Annotated in this window: 14 protein-coding genes; 1 reads left to right on the top strand and 13 read right to left on the bottom strand. The window is 41.0% G+C overall.

Annotated features, from left to right (window positions below; genetic code table 11):
* Positions 1 to 19: 19 nt before the first annotated feature.
* From ABDW32_RS09125 to ABDW32_RS09080, 10 genes are all read right to left on the bottom strand, one after another.
* Positions 20 to 1,423 carry a thioredoxin family protein gene (locus ABDW32_RS09125; RefSeq protein WP_343561604.1) on the bottom strand — a complete coding sequence of 468 codons (1,404 nt, stop codon included), beginning with the start codon at positions 1,421 to 1,423 and terminating at the stop codon, positions 20 to 22.
* A 42-nt stretch (positions 1,424 to 1,465) separates the two neighbouring features.
* Positions 1,466 to 2,941: a hypothetical protein gene (locus ABDW32_RS09120; RefSeq protein ID WP_343561602.1), complete on the bottom strand. Its 1,476-nt coding sequence runs from the start codon at positions 2,939 to 2,941 to the stop codon at positions 1,466 to 1,468.
* Between the two features lie 17 nt (positions 2,942 to 2,958).
* Positions 2,959 to 4,449, bottom strand: a complete 1,491-nt coding sequence (locus tag ABDW32_RS09115; protein ID WP_343561600.1) for a RagB/SusD family nutrient uptake outer membrane protein — start codon at positions 4,447 to 4,449, stop codon at positions 2,959 to 2,961.
* 1 nt (position 4,450) lies between these two features.
* A complete protein-coding gene (locus tag ABDW32_RS09110; protein ID WP_343561598.1) occupies positions 4,451 to 8,122 on the bottom strand; it encodes a SusC/RagA family TonB-linked outer membrane protein in 3,672 nt (1,223 codons plus the stop codon).
* Between the two features lie 305 nt (positions 8,123 to 8,427).
* A complete protein-coding gene (locus tag ABDW32_RS09105) occupies positions 8,428 to 8,844 on the bottom strand; it encodes a hypothetical protein (protein WP_343561596.1) in 417 nt (138 codons plus the stop codon).
* A gap of 851 nt (positions 8,845 to 9,695) precedes the next feature.
* Positions 9,696 to 10,118 carry a hypothetical protein gene (locus ABDW32_RS09100; protein WP_343561594.1) on the bottom strand — a complete coding sequence of 141 codons (423 nt, stop codon included), beginning with the start codon at positions 10,116 to 10,118 and terminating at the stop codon, positions 9,696 to 9,698.
* A gap of 37 nt (positions 10,119 to 10,155) precedes the next feature.
* Complete coding sequence (locus ABDW32_RS09095; protein ID WP_343561592.1) at positions 10,156 to 10,746, bottom strand: CHAP domain-containing protein; 591 nt, start codon at positions 10,744 to 10,746, stop codon at positions 10,156 to 10,158.
* Positions 10,665 to 11,051, bottom strand: coding sequence for a hypothetical protein (locus tag ABDW32_RS09090; RefSeq protein WP_343561589.1), 387 nt, complete (start codon positions 11,049 to 11,051; stop codon positions 10,665 to 10,667). The genes ABDW32_RS09095 and ABDW32_RS09090 overlap by 82 nt, the downstream gene beginning before the upstream one ends.
* Positions 11,052 to 11,067: 16 nt before the next feature.
* Positions 11,068 to 11,661, bottom strand: coding sequence for a DUF6266 family protein (locus tag ABDW32_RS09085; RefSeq protein ID WP_343561587.1), 594 nt, complete (start codon positions 11,659 to 11,661; stop codon positions 11,068 to 11,070).
* Positions 11,662 to 11,675: 14 nt separating this feature from the next.
* Positions 11,676 to 12,320 (bottom strand): DUF6266 family protein, encoded by a 645-nt coding sequence (locus ABDW32_RS09080; RefSeq protein WP_343561585.1) that lies wholly within the window; start codon positions 12,318 to 12,320, stop codon positions 11,676 to 11,678.
* A 114-nt stretch (positions 12,321 to 12,434) separates the two neighbouring features.
* Between ABDW32_RS09080 and ABDW32_RS09075 the strand changes: the two genes are divergently transcribed.
* Entirely contained in the window at positions 12,435 to 12,596 is a 162-nt protein-coding gene (locus ABDW32_RS09075; RefSeq protein ID WP_343561583.1) for a hypothetical protein, read from the top strand.
* A 166-nt stretch (positions 12,597 to 12,762) separates the two neighbouring features.
* On the opposite strand, the gene ABDW32_RS09070 is transcribed toward ABDW32_RS09075, so the two are convergent.
* The 3 genes from ABDW32_RS09070 to ABDW32_RS09060 are packed head-to-tail and all read right to left on the bottom strand — an operon-like array spanning position 12,763 to position 14,973.
* Positions 12,763 to 13,068: a hypothetical protein gene (locus tag ABDW32_RS09070; RefSeq protein ID WP_077436503.1), complete on the bottom strand. Its 306-nt coding sequence runs from the start codon at positions 13,066 to 13,068 to the stop codon at positions 12,763 to 12,765.
* 37 nt (positions 13,069 to 13,105) lie between these two features.
* On the bottom strand, positions 13,106 to 13,936 hold the full coding sequence (locus ABDW32_RS09065) for a LytTR family DNA-binding domain-containing protein (protein ID WP_343561578.1): 831 nt from the start codon (positions 13,934 to 13,936) through the stop codon (positions 13,106 to 13,108).
* 2 nt (positions 13,937 to 13,938) lie between these two features.
* The gene (locus tag ABDW32_RS09060; RefSeq protein ID WP_343561576.1) at positions 13,939 to 14,973 is read right to left on the bottom strand and encodes a hypothetical protein; all 1,035 of its coding nucleotides are present in this window, start codon (positions 14,971 to 14,973) and stop codon (positions 13,939 to 13,941) included.
* Positions 14,974 to 15,055: the final 82 nt, after the last annotated feature.

The following is a 15,055-nucleotide window of genomic DNA, read 5'->3' as shown; positions in this document are numbered from 1 at the left end:
TGCTATCCAACCTATGCCATTAGACCTTCTTATTTATAATATCTCTCTTCGCATTTTCAAGACTCTTTACGATACGCTCTTTATTCTTGATAACCGTTTTATTAAATAATATGATGGTTTCGTCTAGTAATGTCAATGCTTTCTTTCTATCACCCGTTCTGTTTATCAGCAAAGCCGCATCTATTACTAATTGGGACTGCAACGGATTAAGCTGTCCCGCAAAAAACGCCCAATTTGAAACGAGCTGCTTCGTCTTTTTATCGGATGGTGAATTTCTCCAGAAATAATCTATCCAATCAATAGCACTCTTCATCGAAATGTCTTTGTAACCCTTAAAGAGCATATACAACATATCATTGAAACCACCTTTTTGGTCAGGGCGATTCAAAAGAGAATTCAACTTTTTGTTTGCACTATATGAGCTAGAATCCTGCATTAAACGATCCATGTAAGGCACTAGCATCTGTGTAAACATCGCCGGATTATCATCGTTGACAAACATATACTGGAGTTTCAAAAACTCTGAAGATGCAAAACCGATTCCACGACCATTTTGTAGGTTGGCATCGCCGTCACGATTTTTGTAAGCATGATTTGGCCATTTTTCCTGATAAGTCACCAGATCATCAAACAGTTGTTTATTCGGTTTTGAAATTGCGGCATTTAAAAAATCGCGAATTTTCAACTGAACATTAAATGCAACTCCCAGACTATAACTTTTGGAGATTTTCATGCCACCGTCAACACGTTTCCCAAGCTCTTCTGCATAATGGTAAAAAAACTTCTTATCAAACATATTCACAACATCAAGCATATCACTGATATTGGCAATAGTCTTTTCGTTCTCCTGATCAAAAAGCTGGTCGTCAGGCAAGCTATTTAAATATTGAAGCGCAACTTTAGCCCTCATTGGATCCTTTTCAGGCAACAGATTATAAAAGTTCAACAAGAAAGTAGGATCGCTCGCCCCATTTCTAAATTGCTGGGTCATTGCTTCTATTCCACCAAATTCCGAAGACTTATCAATACGCTCAATTTCCTTCAAAAAGTCGGCTTCATTGCGATAGCCAACAATGGTGTATGCAATTTTACCTTCCCCATCCAACCAAAACATAGTGGGATAACCACTTACTTTATATTTTTTGGCAAGCTCGATTCCTTCTCCTTTTTCTGCGTTTACTTTAATTGCCAGAAAACGATCGTTAAAAATTTTTGTAACTGAAGGAAGTGTAAAAACTTCAGCAGCCATTCTCTTGCAGGGTGCACACCAGTCTGTATAAAAATCAACAAATAAAAGTTTATTATCTTTCTTGGCTTTTGTCAAAGCCTCTGAAAACGTGCCGTGCTCGAACGAAATGCCCTGTGCACGTAATGTGCCGGCTATTGCGAAAATAAGCGCAACTAAAAAAAATGTTTTTTTCATGTGAATTAAATTATATTGCATTATAAACTAAATTGATTATTATTATCTTGCTAAAGCGGATGGATTTTTCCACGACTGCCTTCCCGGCGCATTTTCCAATACCCAATTAATCCGTGCTGTCTGTTGTAGGCTTATGGATGTGCAATTAGAACCTACCTCCATAATATTAGAAGAGGTATAAACTTGCGGACTACCGGTGATCTGACCGTATTTGGCTGTCGGGCTTCCCATACCCGCGGGTTCAAACCCACCATTTTCAGCTGTTGCATACCATAAATTATACTGCCAAGTATCCGCACATAAATCGTCATACCATTTACGGACCGATCCTGTCGGTGGCAAAAGATAATTGGCTGTGGACAATAGCGGTGCATTGGGTATCAAACCCAGAAATGCGCCCATCGGCTGAACCACATTGACACGATCCTTGATTGTCAAAAGAGAAGAATCAAACAATAATCCCACTTGCTCAAGCTCACCAATACCCGCTGCCCCTCCAGGATTTAGTTTCCATGCATTTAGTTCTGTTTCGTTAAGCTGCTTTACAGCCCCCTGATAATCAGGCGGCAAAGAAAACGCAACATTACTCCAAACGCCTTGAGGAAAGACAAGCGGCATTGATTTTTTAATATAATTTTGCCACACCGTAGTTGGAAGTTTGGAAGAATTGTAAGATATCCAAACGTTCAGATACCGATCGCAGTTCCAATAAAAGGTACTCGTATTAGACCATATATGGGATAGCGGCGAAGCCTCAAAAGTAGTCACTTGCGCGTCTGTCAGGATAACTTTATGAATACCAGGCCTATCAAGTAGTCTTCCAGCAGGATCCTTTATCGCAGGGACAAATTCAATATTTGGATTTCCACCATTGGGGGACCTATCGTTTTTACGGCCAAATACATTGTTCCACTGATTAATCATATCGTACAGAACAGCCTCGTCCAAACGTTGGTAAGCATCCTCGTAGCGCTTTGGATTAATTACATGAAATATGACCGGTATTTTTTTGACGCTCCCAACGGCAAGCGGTTCCTTAACTTTCACCTCAAAAAATGAAGGCTCATTTTGTGGCGCTATTGGTGTAACTTTACTGCCAAAAGGTGGAAACTCACTCAAATGTGCCGCAACTGATTTGGTCGAACGAATGCCATCTACGGTGGCATAAAACTGTAATTTATCTACCGCGGAAGAAGCTATTTTAAACGGTGAGGAAACAGGTGTGCCATCGGCAAGAAAAAATTTGATTTCATGATCCCGCCAACGCTCTTTAGGTACTTCTCGGTATGCAGTTCGTTCAACAGAGTCAATATCTGTATAAGTTCCGTTCTCTATATATATTTTTACGTTTAAATCCAGCTCTGATAGATCATCAGCGACCAGTACGCTGCTGCTTGCCTGACAGGTCACTTTCGCTATGCTATAATCGTTCAGTTTATAGTCGAACGGCTTTTCTTTCTTGCATGAGCAAAACGAAAGCGCTACGATCACTGACATGAATAATTTTATATATCTCATTTCAATTGATTTAAAATTTATTGAATAATAATAACATCGCTCCAACCCGGATTCTGCTTGATTCCAGGATTTTTCTCAGTCTCAGAATCTGGGATCATAAACTGGTATCTCCAGTCATTGCCTTCTAGTTTGGATTGATTTCCTTGAACGGTTCTTATTTCCGAAGTATGAGAACGTTTCATATCCAGCCAAAGAATGTCTCCTTCCAAAATAAATTCTCTTTTGCGTTCTTTTAAAACTTCGGCAACCAACTCCTGCGCGGTTCCAGGGCTGTAATAACCATCGGCATCACCGCTATAGCGTCGAGACTGCCATACTTTCAAAACCTCTTTTGCCTTATCAAGGTTAGTATGGGCTAACGCTTCAATCCATATCAGATATTGCTCCGAAAGGCGAAATGCCGGAAATTTGCGATAAGGCCCCAAAGCAGCCAATTTATTGGAGATGGGATTTATGTCTGCTGGAGTAAGATCAGCAATAGGCGTTGTTTGTTTACTAGCGGGTAGAAACCAAGCTCTCTTACGCAGATCATTATCATGATATAAAGAATTCCATAAGTCAAATTTATACCCATAATTGGTATAATTTGCAGTAATCTCATTCATGTTAAAAATTGACTCTGGGTAACCATCAGTACCTATAGCCCCGGTCACAACAGAACCCGTGAAACAAAGGCGTTTCAAATTTGGCAGATCCAATGGCAATGCCCCAGCAGCAGCTTTTTGATCATTAATAGCCAGATCGGCATATTTCTCAGCCTGTGCCCAATATTCAGTAGATCCAGAGACGCTTGCATACCAGTGATACACTTGCGCCAACAAGCGATATATAACATTGTAATTATAAAATATATTATAAGAAGTTCGTGGCGCAGTTCTATTGATCATTGCTTCCGCATCCCCTAGGTCATTGATAATTTGGTCAAATACTTCTTTTTGGGATTTCCTTGATAAATCTAGATCTTTGTAATTTGCATCAATGCTCGTATTCAATGGAATACCCAATGCAGGATCATCAACTGGGCTATAATATTGCAACAACTTAAAAAGTGAAAATGCCCTGTGCACCAACGCCTCCCCCACCACATAGTTCTTCATCTCTTCGTTATCCTTGGTTTTTAAACCCTCGGCGATGATAAGGTTCATGAAACCTACTATAGCGTAGTGGGACGCCCATTCAGGGTTATTTAGCTTCGTTCGGTCAACAAGCCTTTTCTCAACCTCGGTTAATGCGGATGGTTTTGTATCTAAATTATAAAAAGACCAAACATCAGCATATTCAAGATATGTGGTACTATAATAGCAGTCCCGTAACCAAGGTCCTGGTGCATCCCCTACAAATTTTGCATTACGCTGGAAATTATACAAGTAAGATGCAAGCGTTTGTTTTATGGATTGCATATCAATCAGAAACCTTGTATCAGCAGGGGTATATTGCAAATATTTTTTACAACCTTGTGTTAAAGAGGTTGCAAGTAATACCATGGTGATTAGTATGTATCTTTTCATCTTAAAATGATAATAGCAGGTTTAATAAATACATTTTCGTTCTGGGATAGCCAAAAGCATTACGTGTCGTGACATCCACAGCTTCCGCTCCGGTTAGCACAAATAAGTTTTGCGCCTGTAATCCGATCTGCGCAGATTGAGCGCCAATCTTTCGCACAAAAGATTTATTCAGATTGTACGTAAGGGCTATTTCTCTTAGATCAAGATAATCACCTTTCTGAAATTTGTCAGATGTCAAATAATAGGTATAAGCATCCTCATTGGTGGTAATGGCAGGAACATTGGTAATGTCCCCCGGTACTAGCCAGCGATCTTCTACATTCATTCGCCTATTCAAACGCGAAGTATATATCCCTGCTGCTTGACCTGGGCTATTGGAAATTGTAAAATCTCTTTCATCAAATTTCCGGATCAAATGTCCCACAGCGTAAGAAAAGCTCGTGCGCAATTCAAGTTTTTTCCAGTTGAATGTTGATGTAAAACCTCCAGTATAACTAGGAGAAGAAGAGCCCAATTTCACCATTGAACGATTCAGCCATTGGGTCCGGTAATCTGTAAAACCTCCAGGATTCACATTCAGACCCCATACTGTTGGGACTTCATCAATAGGTATATTCTTTACTTCGGCATACATATTCCGTGATTCCTCTGACAAGACGACTTCTACATTGCCGGTCGAAGGATTTACACCTGCATACCGATAGCCGAATATGGTACCGAGAGGATACCCCTGGATATTCGTCGCACTTGGGATACCCCCAAAAATATTACGGGTAGAATTGGAGGGGTCATTCCAGTCTAACGGTGAAGGGTAAGGACCGCTCAAAATACGATTGGTGTTTCTTGCAGCATTAAATGAGGCAATCCACAACAAATCTTTTTTGAATTTGACACGAAAATTTAAATTCAACTCCACACCTTCATTTTTGATGGAATGTATGTTCATCGCTAGATGTGGAACGCCATACGAATTTGGTAAGTTAAACACATCACCGAGTACATCATGGGTAACATTATTATAGTAGTTGATCATACCACCGAACCTATTACGGAAGAATGAAAAATCAAGTCCTACCGACCGTTCCTCTTTTTTCTCCCATTTTATGCTTGGGTTGGGATAGCTGACCATCCCTGCGGTATACTCGTTATCATAAGATCGGTTAGTTAACCTGATATATGCATAAGGTAATGCTGATTTATTGATATTGCCCGTAAAGCCATATACTCCACGAAAAGCAAATTCAGATACAAAATCAGGAATCCAGTTTTTTATAAATTTTTCGTTGTGAAGATTCCATCGACCACTAACAGACCATAATGGTACAAACCTATTTTTGGGGTCAATTGTAGAACTTCCATCAAAACGCAGATTCGTATTTACTACATACCTATCGTCATAAGTATATGAAAAAGCGCCAAAGAGACTTCCTGTACGATCCTGTCCGCCATACAAATAACTAGAAAGCGCACCAATATTTTGAGTCAGTCCGGAATTCAGGATCGGATTCCATGGAAAATCCGGAAAACCACCAAGGTTGTTGTTAAAATCATACATTGGTAACTTGAACGAAGAATTCCAGTTTCTTTTATCTGTAATTTCAGCTCCTAAGTAGACATCAAAGAAGTGAAGATTACTGATATCTTTTTTATAGTCAAAGCCTGCTCTTAATGAATAAGCGGGGGAACGTCCAAACCCTGATTTCAGATAACCTTTATTATACTCTGCCGGCACTTCATATGGTGGAGCAAATGCGGTAGCGAAAGGAAAATTTATATACGACGCATAGGTATTTGGCGAAGCCCCGGTCTCGTTATTTAATGTAGAATACGTGAAACTCCCATATACTTCTCCTTTAAGCTCGGGGGTGATCCGCCAAGTTAAATCCAACTGGGAACTCAGATCAGAAGCAATATCTTTTTTATAGCTTTCTTTTAACTCCCTGATGATGTTGAAGGTATTATACTCGTTGCTATTATAGTTTAAATGACTTTTGTTCAAAGACAACCAGGTCTGATCCCAGGCATAAGAACCATCGTCGTTGTACGCTTTTTCATAAGGATTGGCAAATACTGCATATTTAAATGGATCAACTTCCGACGAATGGTTTTTTGATTCCCGATAAGACCCACGAATGGTAAAATTTACACTGACATTCTTATGCGGACGATAGCCTATTTTTGATGAGATATTGTACTGATTATATTGGTTTGAAATTAACGCACCTTTTTGATTTGTTATTCCCATTGAACCATAGAACGATAATTTATCACTGCCACCTCTCAATGAAAGATTGTGATTTTGATTAAAACCTACCCGGTATATTTCATCAAACCAGTTTGTATTTACATTCTTTAGTTCCTGTATCCTAGCCTGGTAGTCTTCTGTCGAAATAAGTCCTTTCTTCCAGTCGCTCCTTAGCCATGCTGGTTGTCCAAGCTCACTTGAAAGATTGAATTGCTCCGCCAGAGCAAGCTCGTGATCTACCTTCTGCTCGGCATTCATAAAATTAAATGCTTTCATCTTAGGTGCTGAACTCACAGCAAAATTACCTTGGTAGTTAACCACTACTTTTCCAGCAGTGCCGGATTTCGTTTTGATAACAATCACACCATTTGCGGCACGCGAACCATAGATAGCGGTAGATGCCGCATCGCGAAGGACAGTAATGGATTCGATATCCGTAGGAGCTAATGCACCTATACCATGATCCAGTATGGATTGCTGGATATTACCAGAATTGATCCCCTGGATAGACATTACCCCACTTTGCAAAGGTAACCCATCAACCACCCATAAAGGCTCTAAATTTCCGGAGATGGAGTTACTCCCCCTGATACGAATATCGGCAGCGGCCCCTGGCGCACCATTTGTCGTGATCGCGTCCATACCAGCTACCTTTCCAGCAAGCATTGACGTAATACTTGTAAAAGGAGTTTTATCAACATCTTTTATGGTCGTTGCTGATCCCCCGGTTCTGTCTTTGATAAGCTCCTGATATCCGGTTGAGACAACTGCAACCTGGACTTCATCCAGACTATTGATTTTTGTTTTCACCCCCACAATAGACAAATTCTTTTGTCCATTTACCTTGACCTCCAACGTTTCGATATTACCTGCTGAAATTACCAATGTGGCATCATCATCTACACCCTGCAATGTAAAATAACCATCCTTGTTGGTAGGCGTCCCTTTTTTTGTACCCTTTACCACAACACTGGCCAAAACGGGTTCACCGGCTTCATTGGTTATACGGCCCTTGGTATCGATGAAAAGCGAAGAATTAAGCCCTTTCGTTTCTTTAGGCTTTTCATTGGCCTCTTTGCTTTTTTCCTTAATAAATACCGTCCGGCCATTAATGCTAAATGTTAGATTCTGGTCTTTCAATACTATTTTCAAGGCCTCCTCCAAGGGAATATTCTTTAGATCAACAGATGCTAACAGCTTGTTTTCCAAATCGCTCAGATTGTAGAAAAAAGACATTCCCGACTGTTTCTTAATTTCCCTAAAGACTGTTTCGAGTTTTACCTTTTTCCCCGAATAGGTGACTTTGCTTTGAGCTATGCCCTGTGCATTTACTTCTAAAAACACAACCGTTAAAAGCGCAAAAGTCAACTTCGAAACTTTCCATGTATGCGATGTGGATTTCCTCCTACCGCAGTTAATTAATTTCATAATTTTACTTAATTTTTGGTTATGATAATGCCTTGTGAGTGGAAGGCCTGCATTTAGTTTGTCTTTTCTTCATAGATTCATGTCTGCAATCATTTCTCTTCGTTAGGATTTATTTATTTCTCTACAACTCGTCTATCAGATCCCCTAAATCTAATACAAGTTGTAATATGTATATATACGACGCTCAAGAATGTAATGTCAAAAAGAAATTTGAAAATATTTTTGTGGCGTCTATTTTTTGTCCTTTTTAAGGTTAAAGGATATAAAAAAAAGAAGCCTTATCGACTTCCTTTTTGTTTTTGAACTTATTTTACTTTATGTTGTATTGCCTTGTACAGGTATTTTCGAAATTCTTGTTCCACTTCAAAAAACTGGGAGGCTCGGGCATGGCCAATAATCTTTGCAAATTTTAGCCGATATTCCTTTTTTATCTGAAGTTCCCTGGCGTCATATTGCAATATATCCCTGGAACTGCCTCTTACACCTTTCCGGGGTATACCACTCAATTTTTCTTTCCGGATATCCCAAAGCATTTCGTTATATTCATTATACAAGGGGAAAAACCGCTGTGCTTCCATTTGAGTCAAATGTAATTCTTTAGTAACATAAGTTATCTTTTCATTTTCGATCGCCTGAAATCTATTTTTGTCCTGCGCGACACATAGGACAATAGAAATTATACTAAAAAACAATGTTATCCATATATTTTTTTTGTTGAACATATTTTTGAAATGGTATAATGTAAAAAGTATTTTAGCTGCTTTTAAATATTTTATTATTAAAAGCTCTTGTTGAAGTTTTGTTTCATCCATATTTAGGGGATATGGACTATGTTATACACTAGATAAGATCAACCTCATCAGTATATTTAAATCATGTGAATTGCGCTAAACTTCTTGTCATTAAAGAAGGATTGTGCGCAACACTTTAAAATTCTGACTAAATTTAACCTCACAATGGTACATGACATTTTCCTTCATAACGCTTTTTTGAATATACTTTTGTGAAAAGGTTTAATCTTGATTGTAAAATTAACATTCTTTTTACTTTCCGATAGAGGACCGTTACAGTCAAAATTTATAAATATATCTTTTCAGATTTTTTTGTTGAAATTTCTTCGCCAGCAGTGCAAGTCATTCATGAGCACACTGGGATTATAGTCTACCCGATTAAGGTGGAATATCTGGTTGACGGTGAGAAAACAATATTTAATTGTGTCTGTACCTCTGCCTGGATCAATGAAGATGGCCACTGGGTATGTGCCATGCATACAGAGACAGAATCGAAAAAATAAGTTGACAACCGATCTTTGACCGGTTATAAACGCGATATTGGAGTGAGGGGACTAAAATTTGAAACCCTCAACCTCGGAAGTTTTGACGGATTTCCCCTTTCTTTTCCGATGCTGACCTAGGGCAATGAAAACAGTCAATCATTTATTGCATTATACAATAGAATTAACAACCAATTGTACACAAAAGCAGACAAATCTCAATTTTAAAAGAGTTGCCTGCTAAAGTGTCCAGGAGCAGGACCAAAAATCATTTGCCTACACCCTTCTTTCAATGGCTTTCTAGAGGAACCGAGGGGATCTGCTCCATCGCCAGACGATCAGCAAGACCAAGACAATGCCTACCAGCCAGAATTTGGCAGCAAATGGTTGCTTTTTGCTACGCAGTTCACGCTCGGTTTCCTTTTCCCTTCCTTGTCCATTTTTGCGGGTAAGGTCTTGCATATGCTTGCTCGTGCTGCCTGTTGACTGATGTCCCAATAAGCGTCCTGACTGTGCGAACAGTCCACTGTCCGCATGAAAGCGAAAAGCGGTGTCCGTCCAAAAGTACCATGAGCGGGAAAGTGTATCCTGCCGAAAGGTATATAGCCGCTGTCGCTGTTCAAGATTCTGCCATTGTAATTCTGCTACCTTCTGTCTGTCGCGCTGTTTATTTTCATAGATCTTACAAGAAGACATCGTAAGCAAGACAATGTGTATAGACAAAATATGAGTTCTTTTTATTTCCATAACCTCCCTCCCCTCAGTCCAGCCAATTTGAAAAAGCATAAATAGTAGCCAACGGACGCCGCTTGGACAATACCCGATTGTGTACATTTCCTTCCACCGTAAATACCCAGCGGTTGTTGCTCTCGCGGACGATCCCCACGTGGTCTATCCGCCCAAGCCGCTGGTTATAAATGGCAAAAAGATCCGCCCGTTGGACGCTGCCCTGCTCCACCTGCTGCTGCGTATACCGTCTAGCCAGCGGAAAGAGCGCCGCACTCCAGGCATTCCGAGGCGCAGTAAGCCCAGCCTGTCCGTAACACCAAGACACAAAAGCTGCACACCAGGCATGTCCCTTACCAAGACCCGTGTAGGCTAGATATTCTTCGACACGAGCACCATCGTTTTTGCCTGCTGCTTCCCTGACACCGATCTCCTGTACGGCAATGTCCACAATGCGTTGGCGAAGAGCGATCCTGCGATCCTGATGCCCAGGTCTGGCCCCCATAGCCATAGACCTGGGCTGATCTTCTGCTATTTCTCGCTCTATAGCACAATGGCCAACACTGCCAAGAAAGAGAACAGCGACAAAAAGAACACCGAGAAGTAAATAATGCATTGTTGCCATGATGTCAATTGATTAAAATGATAACTAAATTGCTGACGAAAGAGCTTAAAAGGCTGCCAGAGAATCTCCTGCAACCAACAGCAGCAGTAAATAGCCAGCATTCCGGCCAATACCCCAAAGACCAATACTGAAACCACACCGATATCCAGTACGCCAGCTGTGGGATCTATCGCCTGGAGCAGAAGACCTGCTGAAATAAATAATATGCAAAGACAGGCTAGCACAATTCCGAGCAGCTGCCGATTTGTTAAAGGCCAATAGATATCCTCGATATCCGAGACCAGTTGTTTTTGTAATGTTTTCATTTTTTTGCTGTAAAAATTAATTAATCTGATAGGTACCCAAATACTGACTCCGGGCATACTTTATACCATCTCTTTCATTGCAGAGCATATACAGCAGGAGCTCTTTCCCGATCAGCGATTCAGGTATGTCAAGGAAAACTTGCTTTTCACTCCGCAAAGCGAGGGACTGACTCCGTATAGCCACACCTTCCTTTACCTGATAAGCGATGAGCCTGACATGGTCATCCCATGCGCAAAAAGAAGCAAAGCTAGTATAGGATACACATATCCTACTTCCTTCTATTATCACGTCCAAGACCAGCAGCCCAGGTAGATTTCCATCGGCGAGCCAAGCTTTCTCCGGATCCAGACTGGGTACACCTGATTGGTCGGAAATCGCAACCTTCAAAACCTGTGACATGGCTAGATTAAATGGATAGACAAACCGTTTCTTACGTTTGGCTACAAATCTGAAACCCTCGTCAATGATCTCTTTCAATGGTCTCAAAAAACTGACTGCCAGTGCAAATCGTTTTTGCTGTGCCAATTGCGCAGGTGTTTTTTTATTTTTTCTATTTTTCTTCATGATGTATTTTGATAAGAATGGAATACCGTCCCTAGCGGACGGCATTCCAACATTAAAACCTAGCTGAGCTGTATCAGTCCTAAATAACTGCTTTTGGATACTCGCTTTTTCTTGCGGTCAGCCATAAATATCCACATATGCAGCTCGCCTCCGAGCAGGTGGGCCGGCACACCAAAGGTGACCGTTCCCGCACTTCGTGTCGGGACTGAAGCCGGTGCCAAAAACTCATCCTGCTCCGGATGATAACAGATGATGTAGACACCGTCATCATCTGCGGTCTTGTAGACATCATTGTTGGTCATCTCCCAACTTACGGTAAGCTCCTCATTTGCGTAGACCGGCGCTTGCGGCGGCCCTAAATAGAAAGCACCGTCCGCAATACGTATTTTACTGTAGTCCAGTGTAAAACTTGGATAAGCACCCTGGATTACCAGCGGCAGATTAAACTGAAATGCCGCATTGAGTGGCGTCAGCCGATCGGCCTTTTTCTGACCGAATCCCACCTGTAAATAGGAGGTGATCGGTAATAAAAATCGCATCACCAGCTTGAATTTCGCCTGCGTGATCAGCTGCTCTTCGGTAGCTGGTTTGTTGCTCTTTTTGTAGAGCCCTTTGAGGTAGTTGATACTCTTCCAGCTTGACCCTATCACGGAGCCGGTTTTACCACTTATTCCCCCATTTATTCCATTTACAATTGTTCCCATTTTTTTCTTTTTTTTAAAATTTAACCATCGTCAAGGGCTAAGACATACCGGTATTTAAGCCTGACAACACAAACGTAAAAACTTAAAAATCAAAAATATATACACAAAATCAGCTTGACAGAGTATTGGCAGGACGACTTCGGCAGATTAGCAGGAGTATGGCAGGGCATCCAAAAACAACTGCCTAAATCACAGCATGACCTGACCAAGACCAGTCCAATTCCTGCCGCTTTACCAGGCCGCGACAGTCGTGCCATAAGATGGGTTCGGGTCTAGCCTGAACAGCAGTATTGACTCACCCGAAGAGCCCCGAAGGAACAGTAAAAGAAAGGCAGGTAATAGGCAAAAAATAGGAAGGTATTGGTCAGGTATTGATGCGAATAAAAAAGGCCCTTCAAAAACGAAAGACCCCTAATGCTATAATCTCAATTTTACGGGTAACTCACAGGTTCCAGTAAGCACGTTTAAAACGTTCGACCGCTGTGGCGAGAAAAAGACGTTTTCCATTGTGCTTCCTTACGGTTCCCAGCATCCCCTTATGCTGATAGCGATACAATGTCCGTTCACTGACACCCACATAATCCTGCACATGGGCAGCGTCCCACCAGACCGCTTCTGTGTCTCCCGCTTCGCTCTGGTTATGTTTCATGTTATGCAGCTGCTTGTAGAGCATATGCAACGCAAATAAAATAGCTCCTTCATTCCCCCTGCGGATGCTATTTCTGGTTTTGTTTAAAATAATCCTCATAAATCAGTTTTAATCCGTTAATTATTTTTATTTTTTCTCACCTGCCCTCGTTATCACGGACAATACCATGCCTGCTACGTTTGCCTGTGATTGTGTTCTGTTCGATCCACTCATCAAAATAGGTATACTTCCCTCTTTCACCTCTTCTTATTTCTATCCCTGATAGGATCACAAGCTTGGGCGTAATCGCGGTAATATGCTTGAGTGACACTGCAAAACTCCTATGTACCTGAGCAAAGCTGGCCTTAGGTAAGCACAAGACCATATCACCAAAACTTTCGTTGACTTCGATATAGGTTTTGTCTTCGATCCAGATCCGGGTCTGATCATTTTTAGCTTCGATATAGATAATATCATCATAATTGAGCCGTTGTTTTTCCGTCCCTCGGGTCCCATAAAAAAAACATTTATTCTCCTGGTCAAGGTCATTCAGTCCACGTCCCTGAATTTTGTCTTTTGCTTTGGCTATCGCTTTATAATAGCGCTCCTGTTCAAAAGGTTTAAGAAAGTAATCGGTCACTCCATAATGGAACATTTTATCGCCCACCTCTCTATTGGTACTACAGACGATGACCTGAAGATTGGCAATTCCCGGATTGATACGCTGCAAACTTTCCAGCTGGCCCAACACATCCAACCCACTCACGATAGGCATCTCAATGTCCAGAAATAAGATATCCAATTTGAGACGTCGCAAGGCTACCAGCGCTTCTTTCGGATTGGTCGTTGCATAGGCACATTCGACGCCGTCCGTTAGATCTACGTATCTTTTTAATTCTGCGACAATGTCAGGGTCGTCATCTACTATGGCGATGCGGATTTTTCGCAGCCGCCCCTCCTGTTTTAATATTTTCTTTATCGTATCCATGTTTAAAAATTTATTTCCAGATTCAAATAAAATATGCCTTCATTCGTCTTTTGGACCAACGAGAATGCCTCACCATATTCGAGACGAAGCAATTGCATCAATTTTTCCAATCCTGTCCCGCCATCCTCAAAGATCCATGCCGATTCGGCGGCCACTTTATTTGTGCAACTAATTAATACCTTATCTGTATCGCTAAAAACACGAATAATACCCAGCTGTGCAAGATCACTAAAATCACCATGTTTGATCATATTTTTATACAGACTCAGGAGCATAATGGGAATAATTGGCTTATTCAATTCTCGAATGTCGGTAATAAGCTCAATCCCTCGCTCGTCATACAAACGCATGAGCTGTTGGAGGTAAAAAAGCTCATCTTCCAGCTTCCCCAGCATGCTTTTACCAAAATTTAGCTTACGCATCGCATAAGCCTGTATGCCAAAAAACAGATCGATTCGAATCAATGCTGCACTTCTTTTCCTTGCCAGCCGGGTGAAGCTCTGTGTAAGATTGCCCATAAAATGAACAGTCCAGTCGCGAAAGAGCTGCGTTTTTCGATTTTCTGCCGATTGTCCCCTCAACAAGCCCAAATGCCGGAATAGGCCAATTGTCAAATTATACCCGACTTCCATGGCCGCGATGATCAGCCCTTTAAGCGCAAATGAAATATAAAAGGTCAGCACATCAATGACAAAATCAACAGACTTGAAAAGATGAGGATTCTTTAGTACCCGCCGGCTCAATTCCGTTGGGAACTGATAAAGCAATAAAAATACAGCCAGCGCCGTTATCAAAAAATAACTGAGCAGGGTTAATATGGTACTTATCGAAAACTTCCTGAATAGCATACGTCTTAGCCAAGCCCGATTGAGATAGCTAATAATCAACATGACCAGCCCTACTGGAAACATGAGTGGCAGATGTCCCCATCCATATTTGTAAACGTTCACAGTGCTGACCCAGATAAAGTAAATTGTCCAGCAAATCGCATGAATACGGTACGGTAATGGTTTTAGAATATTGCCCTTGGTCATCATTGGATTAGGTTACAAGTCAAACAAATCTTAATTTAAACAGATTTAAAATTATTTAAAAAGACAATTTATAAATTAAAAGGGA

This window comes from Sphingobacterium sp. (assembly GCF_039596235.1).
Classification (GTDB): domain Bacteria; phylum Bacteroidota; class Bacteroidia; order Sphingobacteriales; family Sphingobacteriaceae; genus Sphingobacterium.
This window is presented reverse-complemented; position numbering and strand designations above follow the sequence as displayed.

What these genes read in the sequence shown, in the direction of transcription:
- ABDW32_RS09070 (WP_077436503.1), bottom strand. Translation starts at nt 13,068, where the DNA reads ATGAGGATTATTTTAAACAAAACCAGAAATAGCATCCGCAGGGGGAAT.
- ABDW32_RS09060 (WP_343561576.1), bottom strand. Translation starts at nt 14,973, where the DNA reads ATGATGACCAAGGGCAATATTCTAAAACCATTACCGTACCGTATTCAT.
- ABDW32_RS09080 (WP_343561585.1), bottom strand. Translation starts at nt 12,320, where the DNA reads ATGGGAACAATTGTAAATGGAATAAATGGGGGAATAAGTGGTAAAACC.
- ABDW32_RS09065 (WP_343561578.1), bottom strand. Translation starts at nt 13,936, where the DNA reads ATGGATACGATAAAGAAAATATTAAAACAGGAGGGGCGGCTGCGAAAA.
- ABDW32_RS09095 (WP_343561592.1), bottom strand. Translation starts at nt 10,746, where the DNA reads ATGGCAACAATGCATTATTTACTTCTCGGTGTTCTTTTTGTCGCTGTT.
- ABDW32_RS09120 (WP_343561602.1), bottom strand. Translation starts at nt 2,941, where the DNA reads ATGAGATATATAAAATTATTCATGTCAGTGATCGTAGCGCTTTCGTTT.
- ABDW32_RS09090 (WP_343561589.1), bottom strand. Translation starts at nt 11,051, where the DNA reads ATGAAAACATTACAAAAACAACTGGTCTCGGATATCGAGGATATCTAT.
- ABDW32_RS09125 (WP_343561604.1), bottom strand. Translation starts at nt 1,423, where the DNA reads ATGAAAAAAACATTTTTTTTAGTTGCGCTTATTTTCGCAATAGCCGGC.
- ABDW32_RS09110 (WP_343561598.1), bottom strand. Translation starts at nt 8,122, where the DNA reads ATGAAATTAATTAACTGCGGTAGGAGGAAATCCACATCGCATACATGG.
- ABDW32_RS09115 (WP_343561600.1), bottom strand. Translation starts at nt 4,449, where the DNA reads ATGAAAAGATACATACTAATCACCATGGTATTACTTGCAACCTCTTTA.
- ABDW32_RS09085 (WP_343561587.1), bottom strand. Translation starts at nt 11,661, where the DNA reads ATGCCGTCCGCTAGGGACGGTATTCCATTCTTATCAAAATACATCATG.
- ABDW32_RS09105 (WP_343561596.1), bottom strand. Translation starts at nt 8,844, where the DNA reads ATGTTCAACAAAAAAAATATATGGATAACATTGTTTTTTAGTATAATT.